The sequence below is a fragment of the Formosa haliotis genome (assembly GCF_001685485.1).
In the GTDB taxonomy this organism is placed as follows: domain Bacteria; phylum Bacteroidota; class Bacteroidia; order Flavobacteriales; family Flavobacteriaceae; genus Formosa; species Formosa haliotis.
Map to the genome: position 1 here is coordinate 3337972 of NZ_BDEL01000001.1, position 22399 is coordinate 3360370.

Sequence of the window (22399 nt, forward strand, 5' to 3'; positions counted from 1 at the left end):
GCAGATTTTGAAAAATGCTGTTATTAAAGAACGATTCAAAACTCTAGAGGATCTACTAAAGCGGATTAGCGCTAAAGGTATCTCCTTGCTGAATATCGCCAGTTTCGAAACCTTTTTTAAACCAACGCATACGCTGTGCGGAAGTTCCATGAGTAAAAGAATCGGGAACTACATGGCCTGTAGCTTCTTTTTGTAAACGGTCGTCTCCAATGGCATTGGCAGCATTTAAAGCTTCTTCTAAATCGCCATCTTCCATCATGTTAGAAATTTCTTGAGAGTGATGTGCCCAAACACCGGCAAAGAAATCGGCTTGAAGCTCTAATCGAACAGAGTATTTATTGTATTCTACTTCGCTTAACTGACTTCTTAAGCGTTCCATTTTATCTGAAATTCCCATTATTTTCTGAACATGGTGTCCAACTTCATGGGCAATAACATAGGCTTGGGCAAAATCTCCCGGAGCATTCATTCGTCTCGCCATTTCGTCAAAAAAGCTTAAATCTAAATATAATTTTTCATCACCAGGGCAATAGAAAGGTCCCGTAGCACTAGAAGCGGCACCACAAGCAGAGGCAACAGATCCGGTGAAAAGGACTAAAGTAGGCTCTCTGTAATTAGGAATAAGTTGATTCCATACATCCTCGGTACTCGCTAAAATGGTTTTACTAAATTGTGCAAGTTCTTCATCTTCTTGTGTTGGAGTATAACTAGAAGATTGTGTTGTAACTGGACCTCCGCCTAATAACTGACTTACTAAATTCAAAGGGTTAAAACCGGTAACGACACATAAAACAACGGCAATAGCAACGATAATTAAGCCTTTTTTAGAAAACAATAACTTAACCAATGGTATAAGTAATAAAGGGTTAATACCTCCTAATCCTCTACCTGTACTTGGCCCTCTTTGACCTCTTCTGTCTTCAACATTCGAACTTTGTCTTTTACCTTGCCATTTCATAATAACTTGTGCTTTTGTTTAATTCTCTTAAAATAAAATTACTCATTTTTTTAGTACATCTAAAAAGTAATTTCGAATAAATTTTTAAATCATTTAACAATATTACCAATAGAATTTAAAAAGTAGGCTAAATAAATTAAATTATTTTGATGCCTTATCCGTTTAGTTGAATTTTCGGTGGTAAACAATATATTTTTAGATATAAGGATTGTCTGTTCTCATATTGTAAGTAGGATAGCTTTAATAGGGGGGTAAATTGCTATCCTCTTAAAAATATAAGCAAAAAAAATCCCAAAACTAAAGGAAGAATTGGGATTTTAATACATTATATGTGGTTTTGAACCAAGCGGTATTTAGTGAGCGGAACCTCCCGAAACAGGCCCGATTGGCATAATAACTTTACCGTAAACTTCGTTTAAAAGCGTTGCTACACCTGTGTAAATTGCTGCCGCGCCACAGATTATACCCTCTATTCCTGTAAATGTTTTTATTACCTTATTTCCTGTGTAATCCCCTAAAGCTAATAAGAAAAATAAAATGGCTAAGGTTGCAAACACAAACTGTAGAGCTTTATTAATTTTTAGAGTCCCTATAAAAAGTAGCGACGTGAAAATTCCCCACATAATTAAATACGCAATCATTGCGGTATTCGAAGTGCTCTCTATTAAATTTAATTTTGGCATTACAATGAGTCCTACTAGAGTTAACCAGAAAAAGCCGTAAGATATAAAAGCGGTCATCCCGAAACTGTTATTTTTTTTAGACTCTAAAATACCAGCTATAATTTGAGCTAAACCACCATAAAAAATCCCCATAGCTAAAATCATAGAATTCATTTCGTAAAAACCGGCATTGTGTAGGTTTAATAAAACGGTAGTCATACCAAAGGCTAAAAGTCCTAATGGACCAGGGTTTGCCGAGTTGTCTTTAATTAATACTGTTGATTGTTCCATCTATTTATGTTATGTTAAACTATTAAAATTCTTTATGAGGTTTACAGGCTTAATTTTTTATAATGATCCCTTTTAAATTACCTTTGATAAAGGAGGTTATTCCGTTAAAAATTACGCTTGTAAAAAGTGCGGCAAAAATAGGCAATTTTAGCATATACTCTCGTGGTTTTTAGCTTTTTCTGTTTAAAAAATAATAACTTAAATGTTTAAGTAATTTGATTAAAAATATTAGTGTATTAGGTTGTGGTTGGTTAGGGCTGCCATTGGCAGAAATATTGGTAGACCAAGGCTATTTGGTTAAAGGGTCTACAACACAAACGGACAAGCTAAAAGTGCTAGAAGCCGAAGGTATAGCTCCGTTTTTAATTGATATTAATCACGGTGCGATAGCGTCAACATTTTTGGATTCCGAAGTAGTAATCATTTTAATAACGTCTAAAGATTTGGATAGCTTTACACGGTTAATCCAGGAGATAGAGGCGTCTGCCATTAAGCATGTTATTTTTGTAAGTTCCACTTCGGTTTACCCTAACACCAACGGGATAGTTACAGAGACGAGTGAAACCAAATCTAGTCCGTTGTTAGATATCGAAAATGCATTCCGAAGTAACACGCATTTTAGTACAACTATAATCCGTTTTGGAGGGCTTTTTGGCTACCAAAGAAAACCGGGTAATTTTATTCGTGCCCGTAATATTATTCCCAATCCCGAGGGGTTTGTAAATCTGATTCATCAAGACGATTGTGTGTCTATTCTTACAGCAATAATAAGGCAAAATGTTTGGGGAGAAATCTTTAATGCCTGTGCCGATTCTCACCCAAAACGAGCCGATTTCTACACAAAAGAAATGGCAAAAGTAGAGCGATTTCATCCTGTCTTGGATCCTTCAACTAAAAACGAATATAAAATCGTAAGTCCGAAGAAACTTATAGATCGATTAAATTTTCAGTTTAAATATTCAGATTTAATGGCGTATTAAATCTCGTTAAAAGGTCTGAAATTTAACACTAGGTTTAAAAAAGACTAAAATATCTGCTTACAAAACACGCACTAACAGTAGGATTTACGAATTAAATAAATAATAATCATCTATTTACTTGACAACGCCTATCTGCAGATTGTATATTTGCGGCTTGCTTACAACATTTTTGTGAAATTAGAGTAGTCTAATTCGCATAATATTTCAAAACAAAATATCATAAAATGAAATTATCACACTTTAATTTTAATCTACCTGAAGAATTATTAGCCGAAGACCCATCAGAAAACAGAGATGAGTCGCGCTTAATGGTTTTAGATAGAAAAAATCAAACTATTGAACACAGACAGTTTAAAGATATCATCGATTATTTTGATGAAGATGACGTGATGATTCTTAATGATACTAAAGTATTTCCTGCGCGTTTATTCGGAAATAAAGAAAAAACTGGCGCACGTATTGAAGTGTTTTTATTAAGAGAATTAAACGAAGAGCAACGCCTTTGGGACGTTTTAGTTGATCCAGCGCGTAAAATTAGAATTGGAAATAAATTATATTTTGGAGACGACGATACCTTAGTAGCCGAAGTTATAGATAACACGACTTCTAGAGGACGTACCTTACGTTTCTTATACGATGGGTCGTATACAGAGTTTAGAAATAAACTTAAAATATTAGGAGAAACACCACTACCAAAATATATTAAAAGAGAAGTTAAGGCAGAAGATGAAGAACGTTACCAAACCATTTATGCTAAGCATGAAGGAGCCGTTGCAGCGCCAACAGCAGGTTTACACTTCTCTAAACACTTATTAAAACGTTTAGAAATTAAAGGTGTTAAATTTGCCGATGTTACCTTACATGTAGGTTTAGGAACTTTTAACCCAGTAGAGGTAGAAGATTTATCGAAGCATAAAATGGATAGCGAAGAAGCTATTATTGATGCTAAAGCGGTAGATATTATTAATACAGGAATTAAAGATAAGCGTCGTGTTTGTGCGGTAGGTACAACATCTATGCGTGCTATTGAAAGTTCAGTGTCTTCGCATGGTACTTTAAATGAATTTAATGGTTGGACAAATAAATTTATTTTCCCTCCTTACGATTTTAGTATCGCGAATTGTATGATTACTAACTTCCATACGCCAAAATCGACTTTATTAATGATGGTTTCTGCATTTGCTGGTCACGATTTTCTTAAAAAAGCGTACGACGAAGCGGTTAAAGAAGGATACAAATTTTATAGCTATGGTGATGCCATGTTAATTATATAAGTTATAAAAACCATATACATTTAAAAGCCTTGTTCGTCAAGGCTTTTTTTATAGATTTAAGAGTCAAGGATTAGTACATAAAGCTAATTACATTTTAATTACTTTTGCAGTATTATGGCAAACAAGAAAAAGGACGTTCGGGCATTAACTAAAGATCAACTTCGAGACTTTTTTGTATCGCAAGGCGATCAAGCGTTTCGTGGAAATCAGGTTTACGAATGGTTATGGAGTAAAGGAGCTCATCAATTTACAGACATGACCAATCTCTCTAAAGAGACCCGACAAATGTTAGAAGATAACTTTGTAATAAACCATATTAAAGTCGACACCATGCAGCGCAGTAGTGATGGTACTGTTAAAAATGCGGTACAATTGCATGACGGTTTGGTGGTCGAGTCGGTTTTAATTCCAACAAAAAGCAGAACAACCGCCTGTGTTTCTAGTCAGGTAGGCTGTAGTTTAGATTGTAGATTTTGCGCAACTTCACGTTTAAAACGTATGCGTAATTTAAATCCAGACGAGATTTACGACCAGGTGGTAGCTATAGATAATGAAAGTCGATTATATTACGACAGACCTCTAAGTAATATCGTTTTTATGGGGATGGGCGAACCACTTATGAACTATAACAACGTTATTAAAGCCATAGATAAAATTACCGATGTTGAAGGTTTAGGCATGTCGCCAAGACGTATTACGGTATCGACCTCTGGTGTGCCTAAAATGATACGAAAAATGGCCGACGACGCCGTGAAATTTAAACTGGCCGTATCCTTGCACTCGGCAATCGATGAGGTGCGTACTTCAATTATGCCATTTAATGAAACCTTTCCTTTAGCCGATTTAAGAAGTGCTTTAGAATATTGGTTTAGTAAAACAAAAAGTAGAATTACCTACGAATATGTGGTATGGAAAGGTATAAACGATAAACGAAAGGATGTTGAGGCTTTGGTTCAGTTTTGCAAATTTGCACCAAGTAAAGTCAATTTAATTGAATATAATCCTATCGACGATGGCGAGTTTCAACAAGCGCCAGATGAAGCCATAGACATGTACGTAAAAGTACTTGAAGCCAATAACATTACAGTCACTATAAGACGCTCTCGCGGGAAAGATATCGATGCTGCTTGCGGACAGCTTGCCAATAAAAGTTAGTTCCTGCATTAACAGAATAATTAAAAGTATTTAAAACAAATTAGTATGACGTATCCTTGGGGACATGACAAACGGTATAACGATTACAGTTCGTATATAAAAACCGTATTCAAAGAGCGCGTACAAAAGGTGTCTGTAGATGCGGGTTTTTCTTGTCCCAATCGCGATGGAAGTAAAGGATTTGGCGGATGCACGTTTTGTAATAATTCTACTTTTAATCCGGCCTATTGTAGCGACGGAAATTCTATAACCAGCCAGATAGATACCGGTATTGGTTTTTTTGCCGAGAAATATAAAACACAAAAATACTTAGCTTATTTTCAAGCTTACAGTAATACTTACGAAAGTTTAGATGTACTTAAAAAGCGATACGAAGAAGCCTTAGCTCACCCAAAGGTTATTGGCTTGGTTATTGGTACACGACCAGACTGTATAAGCGACGAACTTTTGGCGTATTTGTCTACCTTAAGTAAGCAGTATTATGTGACTATAGAGTATGGGATTGAGTCTACAAACAATACCACGCTTTTAGATATTAATCGTGGTCATGACTATCAAACGGGAGTAGAAGCTATAATGAAAACGCATGCTGCAGGTATTCATGTTGGAGCGCATTTAATTTTAGGACTTCCTGGTGAGCAAAACGCAGATATTTTAAATCATGCTAAAGAAATGTCTAAATTACCATTAAATTTCTTGAAACTGCACCAATTACAATTGGTAAAAGGATCGATTATGGGAGAGCGCTATTTAAAAGGTTTAGAAGATATTAATTTATACACGGCAGAAGATTATATAGAATTGGCTATAGATTTTATTGAAGTACTCAACCCTAATATTGTTTTAGAGCGCTTTGTTAGTCAGTCGCCAAAAGAATTTTTAATTGCACCTAAATGGAATTTAAAGAATTTTGAATTTGTAGACAAAGTAAATAAGCGATTAAAAGAACGCGATACTTGGCAAGGTAAATTGTATAAAGTAGCATTGGAAAGTTGATTTACAGTTTTTTGTTTCAGACGACTCTAAAAATAGTTTATAACGCACTTTTTTATTAGGTTTGTATTGCTAATAACTCCTAAGAATTCTAGTTGAAAATTGTAGAACAAATAAAGCAGCCTATTGCTTACGAAATGGAACTTTTTGAACAAAAGTTCTTGCTTTCAATGTCTTCTAAAGTAGCGCTACTTAATAGGATTACTCATTATATAGTTAACAGAAAAGGAAAACAAATGCGACCTATGTTCGTGTTTTTGGTTTCTAAAATGGTGTCTAACGGCGAGGTTAGCGAACGTACGTATCGCGGTGCTTCTGTAATCGAATTAATACATACCGCCACCTTAGTGCACGATGATGTGGTCGATGATAGTAACAGACGTCGTGGATTTTTCTCTATAAATGCCCTTTGGAAAAATAAAATTGCCGTGCTTGTGGGCGATTATTTATTATCTAAAGGCTTGTTATTGTCTATAGATAATAATGATTTCGATTTGCTTAAAATAATCTCAATCGCTGTGCGTGAGATGAGTGAAGGCGAATTGCTTCAAATTGAAAAAGCACGTCAGTTAGATATTACCGAAACCGTTTATTACGAAATTATCCGTCAAAAAACAGCAACTTTAATTGCAGCCTGTTGTAGCTTAGGAGCTGCTTCTGTAAAACCTGGATCTACACATGTAGAAACCATGCGTAAATTTGGAGAACTAATCGGGATGGCCTTTCAAATTAAAGATGATTTATTCGACTACGGGCAGGAAAAAATAGGAAAGCCTACCGGTATCGATATTAAAGAGCAAAAAATGACACTTCCCCTAATTCATGTGCTCAATAAAGTCTCTAAAAAAGAGAACAAATGGTTAATTAATTCTATTAAAAACCATAATAAAGATGCTAAGCGCGTTAAAGAAGTTATTGCATTTGTAAAGGATCAAGGCGGCTTAGACTATGCCGTAACAAAAATGAAAGGATTCCAAGAGGAGGCTTTAAAAATGTTAGAACCTTATCCGGAATCTGAGTACAAATCATCATTAATTTTAATGGTGAATTATGTTATAGACAGAAAAAAATAAAACCTTCAGGCAACCTTTCGCGTCATTTTTTCGTCTTTATAAATAGAAGACCAAATGAAATCGTTTTTGAAAGTTATTCAGTTGCATAAAAACCAAAATCAGCTTATAAAAAAGCTATCCAAAACAATCGCGAAGCACAGCAAGCTTTGTTCGATTGGCATGCGCCTAAAATGCTAAGTGTTTGCAGGTATTACATTAAAGATGTTCAGCATGCAGAAGAGGCTATGTTAAATGGCTTTTTTAAGGTATTTACGCAACTACATACCTTTCAAGATACAGGTGCTTTCGAAGGGTGGATTCGACGTATTATGGTTCGTGAATCTATTTCGTTTTTAAGGCAAAAAAAGCTGCTTGTTTTTACGGAAGTAAATAGTGCCGTAGAAAATTATAATGCTGTTTATAGCGATGACCATTTTGATGTTGAAGATATTCAAAAGTGTATAGACGATTTACCCGAAGGCTATAAAATGGTATTTGTAATGTATGCTATTGAAGGGTATAAGCATAAAGAAATAGCCGAATTGCTAAACATTTCTGAAGGGACTTCTAAATCGCAATTGTTTAAGGCAAAACAGTTGCTTCAACAGCAGTTAAATGCATTAAATTCCGATAATTATGGTGTCAAATAATTTTGAAACTAAAATAAAAGAAACCCTAGAGGAACGCCGCATTGAACCTTCGGTAAATGCCTGGGAGAAATTGCAGACAGATTTAGATGCGACTAAGCCAAAGCGCGGCTTAAAATCATTTTGGGTAGTAGGCATAGCCGCCAGTGTAATTGGGGTGATGTTAATTAGTACTTGGATGTTTTATTCTGAACCTACATCTCAGACACCTCCGGTTATTGTGGAGCAGCCTGCCGAAATTCCTCAAGAACAAGAAACTGATTCTAAACCAATCCATACCCTTGTAACCGATAGTAAAATAGATGAGTTTAAGCAAGAAGAACATAGCTTGGAAGAACAAAAAGGAAAGTCTACAGAAAAATCACATCTAATAAAGAATGCAGGAGGTATAGCTAAAAAGCCTTCAACTTCAGTACTTGTTAACACCGAAACAAAAGAAAAACCGTCAAATACAAATGAAGGCATGGTTGAAGAAACCCTACAAAACGGACTTGCTGAACATACGGTTACTGGCGATTATATAGAAGATTTATTACTGCAAGCCGAACAGGATTTGGCTAAAAAACCTTCAGAAAGAATACAGCAAACCGTAGATTCTAAACAGCTTCTAGAACATGTAGAAAATGAAATAGAACACAGTTTCCGAGAAAAAGTGTTCGATGCGGTTAAATCGGGATTTGTAAAGGTTAAAACGGCAGTTGTAGAACGAAATCACTAAAAGTTTTGAATTTAGTTTAAGTAAAAATTCTGTCCTATCTAGGAGAGACTGGTTAGCATTTAATAACGTAATCCGACACGAACAAGTGTTTGTCGAGATGACTTAAATATATCATCAATTATAATCAATTAATCAAAAAACGAATAGTATGAACACCATTACAAAAATTACAGTGGCCTTTATTTTGCTCCTTGTTTCAGAAGTAAGTATTGCACAAGAAACAGTGGTAAAAGATTCCTTGAATACCGAGGAAATTAAGATGTTAAAAGCCGAAAAAGAGGCTGTCCGGGCAGAAGAGAAAGAATTATTGCGTCAAGATGTTGAGGCGATAAATAATAAAATAGATGCCGGATATATTACTCAGGAAGAAGGGGAGATTTTAAAACAAAATGCTGCAAAAAAGCGTGCTTTAAATATTGCGAATCGCGAAACGATTATCGACAATAAAATAGATTTACTAAAACGCAACGACGAGTCTTATACTTTTGGTGAAGATGGATTAATTACCATCCGTATAGGGAAGGGGATTGTAAGTGAATCGACTAACGAAGAGACCTCAATTCAAATAGGAGCTAGGGCCGAATATTCGCCCATCTACGATAAGCGTACCACAAGCGATTTGGTTTTTGCTATCGGATTTAATAACGCGCTTATAGAAGGTGAAAGCTTAGGCGATTCTCCTTATAAACTTGGTGGATCTGGATTTGTAGAATTAGGTTGGGCCTGGAAAACTAGGGTTTTTGAAAACTCGAATGCACTGCGTTTAAAATATGGGGTGTCTATGCAATGGAATAAATTGAATATTAAAGACAACATGTATTTTGCCGAGCGTGGCGATTTGGTAATTTTAGAGGAGTATCCTTTCGATGTAAAAAAATCGAAATTTAGAACCACAAATTTGGTGTTTCCTGTGCATTTTGAATTTGGCCCATCTAAAAAAATTGAACACGAGGATTATTTTAGATATTCTACACATAAAAAATTCAAATTCGGGATTGGGGGTTATGGCGGATTTAATATCGCATCACTACAAAAAGTGAAGTTTTATGAAGATGGAAGTAATCAGAAAAAGAAATATAAAAATTACGAGGCTGTAAATAGTTTTGTATATGGTGTGAGCAGTTATATGGCTTTAGGGAGTGTAGGTGTGTATTTTAAATACGATTTGTCTCCAATTTTTAGGCATCAAGAATTCGATCAAAATAATATCTCGCTCGGTATTCGTTTCGATATGGATTAGTATAAAATGAAGTTGTCTTACTGATATTGAATCTCGTCATTCTGAATTTATTTCAGAATCTCATGACATTGATAGCTTTTTATCATGAGAATCTGAAACACGTTTGGGCTGACGGAAATCTGATTTTTAGGACAACTTCTTTCGTCTTATTTTTGTGTAGACTCTTTGAAAGATACCTCACCGCCAACTATGGGTAACTCTAATTGTGTGCCTTCTAAGTCGATTGTTAATTCTGTTCCTGGTTTTGGTAATAAGGTAAAATTACTGTCGCTAGAAAAAATCATCAATCCTATCTGTTGTCCTTTTTTTATAACCTGATCGTCGGGTTGCAAACCAAAAGTCATGTCGTAGAATTTTCCGGGAATTAAAGGTTCACTGCTTCGTAAGGACTTATAATTCTGAGGATCTGCCCAGCCGCAAGTAATAATATTGTCTGTTATTTCTGCACCTTGATTTGTATTCCAAGGTAAAGATACCAACCATACCGATAAATTTGCGGCTGGTTTACTACTTGCTAGTTTTATATGAATTTTGGCAACTCCAGAAATGTGAAGGTCTTTGGTTAAAGTAGGGGTTACATATAATAATCGGTGTTTAGAGGATGCTAGTTTTGCCAACGAATCTCCAGAAAACTTCGAGTCATCTATTAAGGTTTCTTTGGTGGCTTCATTTATTTTTTCGGTATTTAGAGCGCCATACGAAAGACCACCAGGGTGTAATTGTAAAGTTACTATGGAGGCATCGGGGTTTGGATAATCGGCATACGAAGTAGGTTCTAATCGATTGTCGTTTTCACGAACAATCCAAGCTTTAGGGTCGTTTTCAACACCATTATCTATACCAAATAAATAATGGGTAAACCAACGATTCATAAGCGATAACGGCGGCGGACCGCCATGCCCGTCTTGGTGATAATAAATTTGTACAGGAAGTCCTTTTTCTTTTGCTGCTTTATAAATGCGGTAACTATGTTCTGGCATCACATTCCAATCGTTAAAGGCATGCGACATTAATAAGCCTGCTTTCATAGGTTCCATATCGTTTAAATAGTCGCGACTTGCCCAGAAGTCGTTATAATCACCAGTAATTCTATCCATGCCATTTTTCATTTCTGTATCGCGAATTACTGTATTGCTATAGGCGCGTTTAGATTCGTCTCCGCTATGGATAAAATCGTAAAGCACATCTATGTCTTCACCTAAATAACCACCAGGAGAACGTACTAAACCATTCGATCTATAATAATGATAGTACGATGTATTAGGCGATACTGGAATGATGGCTTCTAAACCCTCGACACCAGTGGTGGCTGCCGCTAAAGGAATGGTACCATTATAAGATGTCCCCGTCATGCCTACTTTTCCGGTAGACCAATAGGCCTTAACTTCTTCTTTACCTTCTGGCGAAGTATAACCTTTTGCACGACCGTTTAACCAATCGATCACGGCTTTCGGAGCTAAAGATTCGTTATCGCCACCAACTGTAGGAGATCCTTGAGACAAGCCTGTTCCTGGCGACGATGAATGTACTACAATATAACCTCTGGGTACCCATGGTAAAACTTGAGACTCCGAAATTATAGGTCGCTTTCCAATACGTTTAACTTCTGGATGTACACGGGGTTTTGCAGGCTCACCAATTTCGTGATGCACATCCCAAAATAAACCAGGAACATCTGCCGCAACGCCTGCGTAATACGGACTGGACTCATAGATGATAGGGAGTTTTAAACCTTCAGTTTCTGTTTGTTTAGGCCGCGTAACATCTACATGCATACGATCTAATTTTCCGTCGCCGTCGGTGTCAAATTCGGTTTCTACCCATAAATCATGTCGAATCCAATCCTTAGGATCGTTAAAAGCTTTTACAACTTGGGCTTCACCATCTTTAAAAATTGGCGTAGCTTTTTTTTGAGCAAATGTGGTGTTTGATACTATCGAAACACATAAAATAAGGAGTAGCGAACGTAAGCTGTTTTTCATAGCGATAGAGGTTAACATGGTATGATAAGCTACTAAGTTAAGCATTTGGCAATAAAATACTAGGTGAAATACTATCCAAAATGGTATACATATATGCCAAAATTCTTGTCTGTTGCGTTTCATTTTCTGATTGGAATTAAGCTATATTTGCAATTCATTTCTTATCCTTTTAAAACACCATTTCATTGATTTCAAAATCCTCCATAGACACTGTATTTGAAGTTTCTCGATTAGAAGAAGTTATTGGCGATTTTGTTCAGCTTAAAAAAGCGGGAAGCAATTATAAAGGGTTGAGTCCCTTTAGTGATGAGCGTTCACCGAGTTTTGTTGTCTCGCCAGTAAAGCAAATTTGGAAAGATTTCTCGAGTGGAAAAGGAGGGAATGTCGTGGCCTTTCTAATGGAGCACGAACATTTTACATATCCGGAAGCCATAAAATATTTAGCTAAAAAATACGGGATTGAAATAGAAGAAACCGAGCAATCTAACGAAGAAAAAGAAAAACAAGACACGCGAGAGAGCTTGTACTTGGTTAGTGAGTTTGCCAACACCTATTTTCAAAAAACGATGCATAAAACCGATGCCGGTCAAGCTATTGGTTTAAGCTATTTTAAGGAACGCGGATTTACACCAGAAACCATAAAATTGTTTGGATTAGGGTATGCACTAGATGAATGGCAAGCCTTCTCGGACGAAGCTTTAAAAAAAGGTTACAAATTAGAATTCCTTGAAAAAACAGGTTTAACCATAGTAAAGGGCGAGAAGTATTTCGATCGCTTTAAAGGGCGGGTTATGTTTCCTATCCAGAGTATGAGTGGACGTGTTTTGGGCTTTGGTGGTCGTATTTTAACGAACGATAAAAAGGCTGCGAAGTATATGAATTCTCCCGAAAGTGAGATTTATTACAAGAGCAAAGTGTTGTATGGAATTTACCACGCCAAGCAAAGTATCGCTAAAGAAGATAATTGTTTTTTGGTAGAGGGTTATACCGATGTGATTCAGTTTCATCAAACAGGAATTACTAATGTGGTGTCGTCTTCGGGAACCGCTTTAACTCCAGAGCAAATTCGCCTAATTAATAGATTAACCAAGAATATAACTGTGTTATTTGATGGTGATGCTGCTGGAATGCGGGCCTCTATTCGTGGTATAGATTTAATTCTAGAACAGGGCATGAATGTTAGAGTCTGTTCTTTCCCTCAGGGCGAAGATCCAGATAGTTTTGCGCGACAAAATACAGAGGAAGAACTTCGTGAATATTTAGAAACGAACTCTAAAGATTTTATTCAGTTTAAAGCGGGATTGTTGGTCGAGGATTCTAAAAACGATCCTATTAAGAAAGCTGAAACCATTCGCGATATTATTCAAAGTATATCCAAGATTCCAGATCGTATTAAGCAAGAAGTGTATTTGCAGGAATGCGCCAGAATTATGGATATTAGCGAGGCTGTGTTATTTAGTTCTTTGGCTCAAATAGGAAATAAAGATCAAAAAGACCAGAAAGCGCCAGAAAAGGAACAACGATCTTTTGAAGTTATTAAAAATGAAGACCAATCTAAAAAGGTTGACGTACAATATGTTTTAGAACGAAAAATTATTGAAATTCTATTGCTGTATGGTAATCGCGAAGAAGAATTTGAAGATCTTATTTTAAAAGAAAACGATAAGGGAGAATTGGTTTTAGAGCCCGTTGTGCAACAAGCTAAAGTATTCGAAAAAATATTTTTAGACCTGCAAGAAGATGAAATGCATTTTGGGAATGAAACCTTTAAAACGCTGTATTATACAATAATAAATACGTTAAACCAGAATCCAGATTTTGTTTTAGAGCATTTTGTAAACAACCCAGATGCACATTTGTCGCAAGAAATTACGAGTATTCTTATGGAGGATGAGCGCCACACCTTACACGATTGGAAGCGCAAGGATATTTTTCCTAAAGCTAAAACCGATAGTGTAGCACAATTGGTTAGCGAAACTATTTTAAGTTTGCGCTGTTATTTAATCGATCAGAAAGTGCTAGAATTTCAGCAATCGACTTTAGGAAATGTGGGCGAAAGTAACTGGAATATCTTAGAAGAAGTAAAAGATTATTACGGTCTTAAAATGTTGTTGTCTAGAAAACTTAACCGCGTGTTATGATTCTAACAATTTCGCCTGATTTAATAAATCTACAAGATTAGATGCATGCAGCTTTTTCATTAATCGGGCTTTGTATGTACTTACGGTTTTTTCGTTAATATCTAATTCTTGTGCAATTTCTTTGTTTTTCTTTCCTATAGACAGGAGTTTAAGAACTTCGACTTCACGAGTAGATAATTTTTTGTAAAACGATCCTGTTCTATTAACACGTTCTCCAAAAGCTAAACGGTGCGTTAAATCGTTACTTAAGTAAATGCCTCCTTGATCTATTTTTAAAATAGCTTCGCGCAAGGTTAAGATATTTGCAGTTTTCGATATGTAACCCGATGCTCCCGCTTTAATAGAACTCATCGCATAAACCTCTTCCGGATGCGTGCTAAAAATTAAAACTTTTACATTTGGGTATTCCTTTTTAAGCCGCCTGAGTGCTGTTATTCCATTTAATTTAGGTAAATCAATTTCAGTTACTAAAATATCTACAGTGTGAGATTTTAGAAAATCGAAAATAGATTCACCATCATCTACGCCGCCTTCAACTTTAATTACTGGCGATGTTAAGAATAATAATTCTAGTCCTTTTCTAATAATAGGATGGTGGTCGGCTACCAACAGTTTTATCATATTTTATGAGTTTTAAAATTAATGACTGTTGGGGCGCAGATTTAGATTCTAAATCCAGTCAATGTAAATATAAAAAAAAGTATCTATTAATGAGATTTTTTATTTTAAATTATTGGGAATAACACAGATAGGTATTGGATCCATCTTATGTTTATTCGAGGTATTAAAACGTTTGTAAATGGCGAAAACGTCTCGTTCTCTACCCGTAAAATCATCAGCAGTTTTACCAGCATCGTCCATTGCCATAGCCCATTCTAATTCCGGGTAAGAAGCACCAATTTGATCTTCATCACTTCGTGCGTCTCCAAATAATCCGTCGCTAGGTGCGGCTTCCATAATAGAATTCGGAACTTGTAAAACACTTGCCAATTCGTAAACTTCAGACTTTAATAAATCGGCAATCGGACTTAAATCAACACCGCCATCGCCGTATTTCGTGTAAAAGCCAACACCAAAATCTTCTACTTTATTACCTGTACCAGCAACCAAAAGTTTTTGTAAGCCTGCGTAATAATATAAAGTCGTCATTCGCAAACGCGCTCTAGTGTTCGCTAAAGCCATAGCTACAGTGGCTTCTTGACCTTCTAAAGTGACTTCGGTTTTAAATTCTTCAAAAACAGGCGTTAAATCTACACGGGCATCTCTAACATTTTTAAACCGATCTTTAAGTTGTTTAATATGCTCTACCGCTCTAGAAACATGACTTGGAGCTTGAAGAATAGGCATCTCTACACAAAGTACATCTAAACCAGTTAAGGCGCATAAGGTAGAGGTTACAGCAGAGTCAATTCCGCCAGAAATTCCCACTACAAAACCATTTACTTTAGCATTTACTGCATAATCTTTTAACCATTTAACAATATGATCGACTGTTTTTTCTGCTTGCATTTTAAAAGGATTTAAAACAAAGAATCTTACCTTTGCCAAACAAAAATAGCGAAACGTTTTAGTAATAAAAATTAACTGCATCTTGTTTTATATGAAATATCTAAATTTTTACCTTTTAATAATATTGACACTAGTTTCTTGTAAAAATGATGAAAAAGTTAGCGATGAAATAAAAAATATTGAAATGCCTGTAAGCATTGAGCGTTTCGATGTTGCGTTTTCTAAAGCACAAGCCAGCGATTTAGAAGGATTAAAGTCCAATTACCCGTTTATGTTTTCTAAATCGTATCCAGATGAATTCTGGGTTGAAAAGATTCAAGACTCTTTGCAACAAGAACTGTCTGCGGCTGTTATAGAATCGTTTCCTGATTTAGATGCCGTTGAAGGTGAAATTTCAGATTTATTTCAACATTTAAAATATTATTATCCAGAATTTAAAGCACCACGAGTTATCTCGACCACTTCGTATGTAGATTATCGCAATAAAGTGATTGTAACAGATTCTATAGATTTGATTGCTTTAGATACGTATTTAGGACCCGACCATATGTTTTATAAAGGGGTGCAAGAATTTATAAAGGAAGGATTTAAAAAGGAATTTATTGTGGTTGATTTGGCTGATGCTTATGCAAAAAGAAGTATGTTGCCTGTTAGAAATAAGACTTTTTTAGATGAAATGGTTGCAGCAGGAAAACGGTTATACTTTAAAGATCTTATGATTCCGTTTAAAACCGATGCTGAAAAAATTGAATATTCGCCAGAACAATTAGCATGGGCAACGTCTAACGAAGCTTATATTTGGCAATATTTTATAGAACGAGAATTGTTGTTTAGTACAGATTCAAAATTACCTGCACGATTTATAAACCCAGCACCATTTTCTAAATTTTATTTAGCCGAAATAGATAACGCTTCTCCCGGACGTATTGGTGAATATATGGGTTGGCAAATTGTACGGGCGTATATGGAGCATAATAAAGAGGTGTCTTTTAAAACCATGTTAAATAAAGATGCCGAAGATATTTTTAATCATTCAAAATTTAAACCTAAGAAATAATGGCAAATCATACATCGAAAATAGAATTAGAAGTCGAGTTAGACGAAAACCGTATACCAGAAAAATTGTCATGGACAGCCCAAGATGGTGGTATTAGTAACGAAGAGGCTAAAGCCATGATGCTTTCTGTTTGGGATAGCAAAGCTCAAGAATCGTTACGTATCGACTTATGGACAAAAGATATGCCGGTAGATGAGATGAAAGTATTTTTTCATCAAACCTTAGTGGCAATGAGCGATACGTTTAAACGCGCAACGCAGGATGAAAAAATGACTGCAACCATGAAAGATTTCTGCGATTATTTTGCTGAGAAATTAGAGCTAAATAAGGAGTAGCATTACGTTTGAAACTCAAAAAGAGGTTATCTTGAAAATTAAACGTTTTAGGTGGCCTCTTTTTTTATTTTTTTAAAATTAGAACTTGAATTTTTAATTATTGAATTAAAGATAGTCCTATACCAAAGGTGGTTTGTTTGTGGTTATAATCGATTAAGCTCTCCCCATAACCTGTAAAGCATTGCACATGAAATTTTAAGTTTTCGTAAAAGCGATAGGAATAATCTAGTCTCAGACTCCCATGACTTCTATCTCCGGAGCGCAGGGAATGACGAGCGGCCAAATTAATGTAATGTTTATTCTTAATATATGTAAATAAAATTTCGCAGCGACCAATGTAATCTTCAATATTAGGGTTGTTATCTTCTACAAAATCTTCCTGTATGCGCCACCACGGATTTATAATAATATTTAAATCTTTAATCGACATACCAAAATGAAGCATAAAACGGTTCCAGCTTCTGGAGTAAGGGTTCGCTCTTCCGTTACTTTGATGGTTAAATCCTATTCCAGAAAACACACCTTTTAACCCCCAAATAGAATAACGGGTGGGAAATAGTAAAAATCCTTCGGGTTCGTAATTGGTTTCTCGAAACGGTCTTGAAAGAGGTTTGTTAAAAATTTGCCAGCGGGAAGACTGGGTATATGCCAACCAAATATCGCCACCAATTTTTTTTCCAAAGATGTTTCGTATAGCTTTAGTTTTTAAACTGAGTTGAAATTTCATTTCAACAGGATCTAAGTCTATAGCTTCGGGTACGTCGTTAACCGGGTTTTCACTAGAAGGTTGCTTGTTAATATCGGTTGAGTAGTTGGCCACTAAAATATATGTAGGGCGGTAGGGTAGAATTTTAAAGAGACTTTTTCTTCCAATGGTATCGTATAATTCCCATTGTTTTTCCAAACTTTGCTCACTTAAAGGGATACTATCTTGTGCCAAACTTTGCTGATGAATTAAAAGGCTAAAACAGAGAATAAAAAGGTATTTCATGAAAATTGGAATGAATTTTAAATTGGAATTGAAACCTCAACTAAGATTAATAGGACTTTTAGAAAACAATATAGCACAAAAAAAGGCTTCTCAAAAGTTATAGTTTGAAAAGCCTTTTTTATCACTTTTTTAGGTAAACTCAAGTCACCTTAAGTAATCTTAGGGTTTGTTGTAATCATAACAGTATTAAGATAGGTTTCAATAATTATTCACTCAAACAGGTGCTGAGGTTTTAAAACCCCAAATAAGGCATTTGAAATTTTTGTGGTTTCAGGCTCTCCAAAAAACTACTTACCGAGGCACCTGCTCCAAATATAAATCCGAACGCCGGATTTGCCCCAATTACTGGTATTGGAGTAAAATAGATATCTCCTTTTTCTGGAGGTCATGCAATTTTTACTTTTTAGCAGCTTTCTTGGCTTCTTTTTTTTTGCTTGCTTCTCAGTTAGCTCTTGTGCATAACCGGATAGATATGAAGCAAATAAAAATACAATAAGAGAAAATTTTAATATTTGTTTCATAAAATTAGAATTACGCTTTTGCAAAAAAAATAGGATGATTTTGATTCATTCGCTTAATTTGGTGCATACCAAATAGGAGATGTCCACCCGCGCTCTTGTATGGTAGTTGGTAAATCTTTTCTAGGTTCAATGCCCAGGTTTACGGCATCATAAGTGCTCCATCTAGGTGTTGGGATTTGTAACACACGAACGTAATAAAAGGCATGTTGTCCGGCATCAAAATCTGGATCTGTCCAAACCACACTAAAATGTGTTGATCCTATAGAATTGGTATAGGTCGCGGTTTTTACGTCTACCGTATTTCCAACAGGAGCTACTTTGCCGTTGGCATCTACTGTTCTGCCATCGCTTAAAGCAATATTATAAATTTTTTCGTGTGCTTTTCCGGTGGCATCTACCCAACCTTTTATCATTTGTATCCGGTCTAGATTTGCACCATCTGTCTCTTTTAAAGCATCCACAATAAAACTTGGGGCTTTATCTGTAGCTTGAGGTAAATCTCCTCCCATTGGTACACCATTATCATATGCTGTTTTTACCCAATTATTATCCTCAAGACTATTTTTATCGAAATCGTAACCAGCAAAGACACGTACTTTTAAACGTACTCCAGATGTGGCAAAGGTTTCTTTACGAAGCAGTGCTGCATAAATGGATTCACGAGTATTGGACTCTGCCCAAACTCCAGCAAGTCCACCTGAACTAAATTCTCGTATTTGTCTTGCATTTTTTCAGGGAAACCTTTTGGACCATTAAGTCTTTCATTTGGATCGTTTTCCATTCCAAACTTACCTGTGTAATTGTTTTCTTCTATAGTTGATGCCGAATTATGTGTATCTGAATCTCCAATAACCCCATATTTAAATGGATTTCCTTTACCTTCTTTCTCCAATTGTATACCACGTTTAAACGCATCTCTAGCGTATCCACCTTGTTTGTGCTCTGGAGGAAGAGCGGTCGAGGCCAAGGTATAGTCCCATATTTCAAAATTAGCAAATTCGTCCGTTGGTGATAAGGTTGGATGGGTTTCAGAGGTTCCTTTAATTTGAGTGATTTCATATAAAGGTTCATTTCGCATACGTGTTTCAGCATATTCTTTTGTTAAAGAACTACCACCATAAGATGTTTCTACAGGAAACATTAATCCGTTACTAGCATTTCCATTGTGAGGAACGGCTAAAAGCGTAGACCCATTTTCTCTTTGGGCATCCATCCATTTCCACAACTCTTCTGGATGATTTGAATTTAAAGCTGAAAAAGGTATGTCTGGCAAATGTTTAGAATTCTCAAAAGAACTACTCGGTGTAGGTTTTGAGATCCAGGATTAGAGGTCCATTCGTAGGCGGGGAATGTGGTAAACTTACCCGGTTGGTTGTGTTTATCTGCAATAGCAACCACTTCTTGCCATATAGATTTTACAATTTCAGGATCGTTTAAATTAGGATCAGGCTTACTTTCGTTAATACCATTTAAAATTTCGTTGTAAGCAGCAAAAGCCACAACCTGATCATCGGATGAGGCACGTTTGGCGATATCTAACTTACTCATAGGATTATTAGGGTCTTTTAGTTTAGGAAATATACCTAAATATTCTGCATGGTCTGAAACAGCATACCAGTCTAAAGGTTTTAGTATTTTTAGTTCTCCACCTGCGCCTCCACCAGGAATAGCCTCTCCTTGCGCCCAACGATAGGCATCTTCTGGTCCGGTGACAGAGCCATTTGTATATCCGTCAAACGACCAGCTAGTGTGCACATGGAGATTACCAAAATAGACATCTTTTAAAGGATTTTGTGTTATTTGATCTTCGCTCTCGATGGCTTCAGTTGTGTTGATATTTTCGTCTTTTTGCTTGTCATGATTTTTACAATTCATGAACAATAATCCTAGACATATTAGGAATCCGAATTTTAATTTTAAAAAAATCATAGACTATAGTTATTAATTTATACGATTCTATTTGTTAGGTGCATACCAAATAGGCGATGTCCATCCGCGTTCTTGTATGGTAGCAGGAACATCTTCTAATAAAGGTAAGCCAGCTCTAACGGCATCATAAGTAGACCATCTTGGGGTAGGTATTTCTATAACACGAACATAGTAAACTGCATTTATGTCGGGATTGAATTTTGGATCTTCCCAAAAGCCCATAAGTTGTGGGCTACCTATGGTGTTGTTGTAAGTAGCGTTATTAACATCAACCGTATTTCCAACTTCAGGAAGCTTTCCATTGGCATCTGGTTGTCTGTTGTCCGACCAAACGACATCGTAAATCTCTTCTTTAGTATCTCCGTTTTCAATCCATCCTTTAATAATTTGAATACGATCTAGATTTGCACCATCAGGATCTTTTATTGCAAATACGGAAAATACTGGCGATTTACCGTTAGCACTGCTTAAAGTTTGTCCCATAGGAATTCCGGAAGTATATCCGTCTGCAACCAAAGCATCGTAATCTTTAAGATTAGTGTCTAAATTAAAGCCTCCAAAGAAACGTACTTTTAGTCGGGTACCGCTCGTACCAAAAGTTTCTTTATTTCGTAAGGCATCCCAAATATCTTCTCGGGTATTTTTAGGTGCCCAAACGCCGGTTAATGCACCCGGGTTTAAATCTTTTCCTTCAATCCATCCTCCAACAACACCGGTACGTCTTTCTTCAATAGTACCATCTGCTTCACCATGACTTCCAAGTTCGAAATTAGATTCGGTAACGTTTGATGGGGTTCCGTTATGACTGTCTGTTCCTCCTACAATTCCGTATTTATAAGGGTTCGTTCCTAATTTAGTTTCGTATTCTAAACCTTTAATCAAGCCATAACGCACATAGTTTTCTTTTAGAGCTTTACGGCCACTAAATTGTTGCATACTATTGGCGTTTTCGAAACCAGCAAATTCGTCGTTTGTCCAGAATTTAGCATGTACTTCAGAGTTTCCTTTTATCTGCATCATTTCAATAAGAGGTTCGAAATAATTACGTGTTTTTACATATTCTTTGTCTATCGGGTTTCCTTTAGAATCGTTAGGGTTAAACATCATGCCTTTACTAGCATTGGAGTTGTGCGGTATAGCAAAAACATGCATGCCTTGTTTTTCTAATCCAGCCATCCATTCCCATAGACCTTCCTCTCTATTAATGTCTACATTACCTACAGGAACCTCGGGAAGATTCATGTCTCTAAATAATACATTTCTATGTAAATTTCCTCCTGTTGGGGCTGCACTCCATTCAAACCCAGCTATAGTTGTAAAGGTGCCTGGGTTGTAATGCTCGTTTACGGCATCTATCATTACTTGCCAACCATTTTTTACAGCAGCTTCACCAGGATAGAAGTCAGTACGTTTTGGAATTGCAGATCTGTTGTTGTTTACCACATATTTAAAAAACCATTTTTCCTCCTCTTCAAAATTGGTGAGGCTACGGAGTTCTATTAGTTTTGGGTTGTTATGGCCTTCGGCATCTTCATGATAGTTAACATACATCTCACCAATATATTCGGCATGATCTGTAACTGCACAAAAATCTAATGGTTTACTAATGGTTACATTTTTACCGTTTACTTCTACGGTTTCCCCTTTAGCAAATCTATAAGCATCGGAAGGTTTTAAGCGGGTTCCACCCAAGTAAGCATCTAAGGAATATGAAGTGTGTACGTGGAGCTCTCCAAAAAAAGCTTCTTTATTTTTAAAAAAAGGAATATCGTTTTTAGGTGTGTTTTCACTTTGTTGCACTTCAGGTTCAATAGGCTCAGATGTTTTTTTATCATCCTTACAAGAGAGCACTGATAAAGCAATGCAAGTGGTTAAAATGCTGATTCTCATGATTTTTGTAGATTGTATAGTGCTAATAAAGTTAGTGGATTAAATTGGTAAATCTAACTTTTGGCTCTATTATT

20 protein-coding genes and 1 pseudogene are annotated in these 22399 nt (G+C 36.1%); 11 read left to right on the forward strand and 10 right to left on the reverse strand.

Annotation, left to right across the window (positions count from 1 at the left end):
* Window positions 1-55: 55 nt before the first annotated feature.
* Together ypfJ and A9D35_RS13970 are read right to left on the reverse strand one after the other, a co-directional pair.
* Window positions 56-958, reverse strand: a complete 903-nt coding sequence (gene ypfJ / locus A9D35_RS13965) for a KPN_02809 family neutral zinc metallopeptidase (protein ID WP_066224003.1) — start codon at window positions 956-958, stop codon at window positions 56-58.
* Window positions 959-1311: 353 nt separating this feature from the next.
* Window positions 1312-1911: an acetate uptake transporter gene (locus A9D35_RS13970; protein WP_066224005.1), complete on the reverse strand. Its 600-nt coding sequence runs from the start codon at window positions 1909-1911 to the stop codon at window positions 1312-1314.
* 215 nt (window positions 1912-2126) lie between these two features.
* Here A9D35_RS13970 and A9D35_RS13975 point away from each other — a divergent pair, with 215 nt between their 5' ends.
* The 8 genes and pseudogenes from A9D35_RS13975 (at window position 2127) to A9D35_RS14010 (ending at window position 9970) form a co-directional block, all read left to right on the forward strand.
* Entirely contained in the window at window positions 2127-2891 is a 765-nt protein-coding gene (locus tag A9D35_RS13975; RefSeq protein WP_235817905.1) for an NAD(P)H-binding protein, read from the forward strand.
* A gap of 224 nt (window positions 2892-3115) precedes the next feature.
* Window positions 3116-4165, forward strand: coding sequence for a tRNA preQ1(34) S-adenosylmethionine ribosyltransferase-isomerase QueA (queA, locus tag A9D35_RS13980; RefSeq protein ID WP_066224007.1), 1050 nt, complete (start codon window positions 3116-3118; stop codon window positions 4163-4165).
* A 114-nt stretch (window positions 4166-4279) separates the two neighbouring features.
* Window positions 4280-5320: a dual-specificity RNA methyltransferase RlmN gene (gene rlmN, locus A9D35_RS13985; RefSeq protein ID WP_066224009.1), complete on the forward strand. Its 1041-nt coding sequence runs from the start codon at window positions 4280-4282 to the stop codon at window positions 5318-5320.
* A gap of 45 nt (window positions 5321-5365) precedes the next feature.
* Window positions 5366-6316 carry a tRNA modification radical SAM protein MnmL/YtqA gene (mnmL, locus tag A9D35_RS13990; RefSeq protein WP_066224010.1) on the forward strand — a complete coding sequence of 317 codons (951 nt, stop codon included), beginning with the start codon at window positions 5366-5368 and terminating at the stop codon, window positions 6314-6316.
* A gap of 92 nt (window positions 6317-6408) precedes the next feature.
* Entirely contained in the window at window positions 6409-7386 is a 978-nt protein-coding gene (locus A9D35_RS13995; protein ID WP_066224011.1) for a polyprenyl synthetase family protein, read from the forward strand.
* A 66-nt stretch (window positions 7387-7452) separates the two neighbouring features.
* Window positions 7453-8015, forward strand: a pseudogene (locus A9D35_RS14000) (RNA polymerase sigma factor).
* A complete protein-coding gene (locus A9D35_RS14005) occupies window positions 8002-8730 on the forward strand; it encodes a hypothetical protein (RefSeq protein ID WP_066224013.1) in 729 nt (242 codons plus the stop codon). Before A9D35_RS14000 ends, A9D35_RS14005 begins: the two are co-directional and overlap by 14 nt.
* Window positions 8731-8878: 148 nt before the next feature.
* On the forward strand, window positions 8879-9970 hold the full coding sequence (locus A9D35_RS14010; protein ID WP_066224015.1) for a hypothetical protein: 1092 nt from the start codon (window positions 8879-8881) through the stop codon (window positions 9968-9970).
* Window positions 9971-10116: 146 nt separating this feature from the next.
* Here the strand turns inward: A9D35_RS14010 and A9D35_RS14015 are convergent, their stop codons facing one another.
* Window positions 10117-11952 carry a Xaa-Pro dipeptidyl-peptidase gene (locus tag A9D35_RS14015; RefSeq protein ID WP_066224017.1) on the reverse strand — a complete coding sequence of 612 codons (1836 nt, stop codon included), beginning with the start codon at window positions 11950-11952 and terminating at the stop codon, window positions 10117-10119.
* Window positions 11953-12137: 185 nt separating this feature from the next.
* Between A9D35_RS14015 and dnaG the strand changes: the two genes are divergently transcribed.
* Window positions 12138-14093, forward strand: coding sequence for a DNA primase (gene dnaG, locus A9D35_RS14020; RefSeq protein ID WP_066224020.1), 1956 nt, complete (start codon window positions 12138-12140; stop codon window positions 14091-14093).
* Here dnaG and A9D35_RS14025 read toward each other — a convergent pair.
* Window positions 14088-14714, reverse strand: a complete 627-nt coding sequence (locus A9D35_RS14025; protein WP_066224022.1) for a response regulator transcription factor — start codon at window positions 14712-14714, stop codon at window positions 14088-14090. The genes dnaG and A9D35_RS14025 overlap by 6 nt on opposite strands.
* 99 nt (window positions 14715-14813) lie before the next feature.
* Window positions 14814-15602, reverse strand: coding sequence for an NAD(+) synthase (gene nadE, locus A9D35_RS14030; RefSeq protein ID WP_066226117.1), 789 nt, complete (start codon window positions 15600-15602; stop codon window positions 14814-14816).
* Between the two features lie 91 nt (window positions 15603-15693).
* On the opposite strand from nadE, the gene gldB reads away from it, so the two are divergent.
* Both gldB and gldC read left to right on the forward strand, forming a co-directional pair.
* The gene (gene gldB, locus A9D35_RS14035; RefSeq protein ID WP_066224023.1) at window positions 15694-16659 is read left to right on the forward strand and encodes a gliding motility lipoprotein GldB; all 966 of its coding nucleotides are present in this window, start codon (window positions 15694-15696) and stop codon (window positions 16657-16659) included.
* Window positions 16659-16994: a gliding motility protein GldC gene (gene gldC / locus A9D35_RS14040; protein ID WP_066224025.1), complete on the forward strand. Its 336-nt coding sequence runs from the start codon at window positions 16659-16661 to the stop codon at window positions 16992-16994. Before gldB ends, gldC begins: the two co-directional genes overlap by 1 nt.
* 97 nt (window positions 16995-17091) lie before the next feature.
* Here gldC and A9D35_RS14045 read toward each other — a convergent pair whose 3' ends face one another.
* The 5 genes from A9D35_RS14045 to A9D35_RS14070 all read right to left on the reverse strand — a co-directional run bounded on the left by A9D35_RS14045 (window position 17092) and on the right by A9D35_RS14070 (window position 22325).
* Window positions 17092-17985 carry a phospholipase A gene (locus tag A9D35_RS14045; RefSeq protein WP_066224027.1) on the reverse strand — a complete coding sequence of 298 codons (894 nt, stop codon included), beginning with the start codon at window positions 17983-17985 and terminating at the stop codon, window positions 17092-17094.
* A gap of 574 nt (window positions 17986-18559) precedes the next feature.
* Window positions 18560-19222, reverse strand: coding sequence for a DUF3604 domain-containing protein (locus tag A9D35_RS19500; RefSeq protein WP_083191713.1), 663 nt, complete (start codon window positions 19220-19222; stop codon window positions 18560-18562).
* Entirely contained in the window at window positions 19105-19779 is a 675-nt protein-coding gene (locus A9D35_RS19505) for a DUF3604 domain-containing protein (RefSeq protein WP_066224031.1), read from the reverse strand. The genes A9D35_RS19500 and A9D35_RS19505 overlap by 118 nt, the downstream gene beginning before the upstream one ends.
* Entirely contained in the window at window positions 19752-20381 is a 630-nt protein-coding gene (locus A9D35_RS19510; protein WP_066224034.1) for a DUF3604 domain-containing protein, read from the reverse strand. Before A9D35_RS19510 ends, A9D35_RS19505 begins: the two co-directional genes overlap by 28 nt.
* Window positions 20382-20462: 81 nt before the next feature.
* A complete protein-coding gene (locus A9D35_RS14070) occupies window positions 20463-22325 on the reverse strand; it encodes a DUF3604 domain-containing protein (protein WP_066224036.1) in 1863 nt (620 codons plus the stop codon).
* Window positions 22326-22399 lie beyond the last annotated feature (74 nt).

Coding starts and splice junctions, on each gene's coding strand:
- ypfJ (WP_066224003.1), bottom strand. CDS start 958: ATGAAATGGCAAGGTAAAAGACAAAGTTCGAATGTTGAAGACAGAAGA.
- A9D35_RS13970 (WP_066224005.1), bottom strand. CDS start 1,911: ATGGAACAATCAACAGTATTAATTAAAGACAACTCGGCAAACCCTGGT.
- queA (WP_066224007.1), top strand. CDS start 3,116: ATGAAATTATCACACTTTAATTTTAATCTACCTGAAGAATTATTAGCC.
- rlmN (WP_066224009.1), top strand. CDS start 4,280: ATGGCAAACAAGAAAAAGGACGTTCGGGCATTAACTAAAGATCAACTT.
- mnmL (WP_066224010.1), top strand. CDS start 5,366: ATGACGTATCCTTGGGGACATGACAAACGGTATAACGATTACAGTTCG.
- A9D35_RS14005 (WP_066224013.1), top strand. CDS start 8,002: ATGGTGTCAAATAATTTTGAAACTAAAATAAAAGAAACCCTAGAGGAA.
- A9D35_RS14010 (WP_066224015.1), top strand. CDS start 8,879: ATGAACACCATTACAAAAATTACAGTGGCCTTTATTTTGCTCCTTGTT.
- A9D35_RS14015 (WP_066224017.1), bottom strand. CDS start 11,952: ATGAAAAACAGCTTACGTTCGCTACTCCTTATTTTATGTGTTTCGATA.
- A9D35_RS14025 (WP_066224022.1), bottom strand. CDS start 14,714: ATGATAAAACTGTTGGTAGCCGACCACCATCCTATTATTAGAAAAGGA.
- nadE (WP_066226117.1), bottom strand. CDS start 15,602: ATGCAAGCAGAAAAAACAGTCGATCATATTGTTAAATGGTTAAAAGAT.
- gldB (WP_066224023.1), top strand. CDS start 15,694: ATGAAATATCTAAATTTTTACCTTTTAATAATATTGACACTAGTTTCT.
- gldC (WP_066224025.1), top strand. CDS start 16,659: ATGGCAAATCATACATCGAAAATAGAATTAGAAGTCGAGTTAGACGAA.
- A9D35_RS14045 (WP_066224027.1), bottom strand. CDS start 17,985: ATGAAATACCTTTTTATTCTCTGTTTTAGCCTTTTAATTCATCAGCAA.
- A9D35_RS19510 (WP_066224034.1), bottom strand. CDS start 20,381: ATGAATTGTAAAAATCATGACAAGCAAAAAGACGAAAATATCAACACA.
- A9D35_RS14070 (WP_066224036.1), bottom strand. CDS start 22,325: ATGAGAATCAGCATTTTAACCACTTGCATTGCTTTATCAGTGCTCTCT.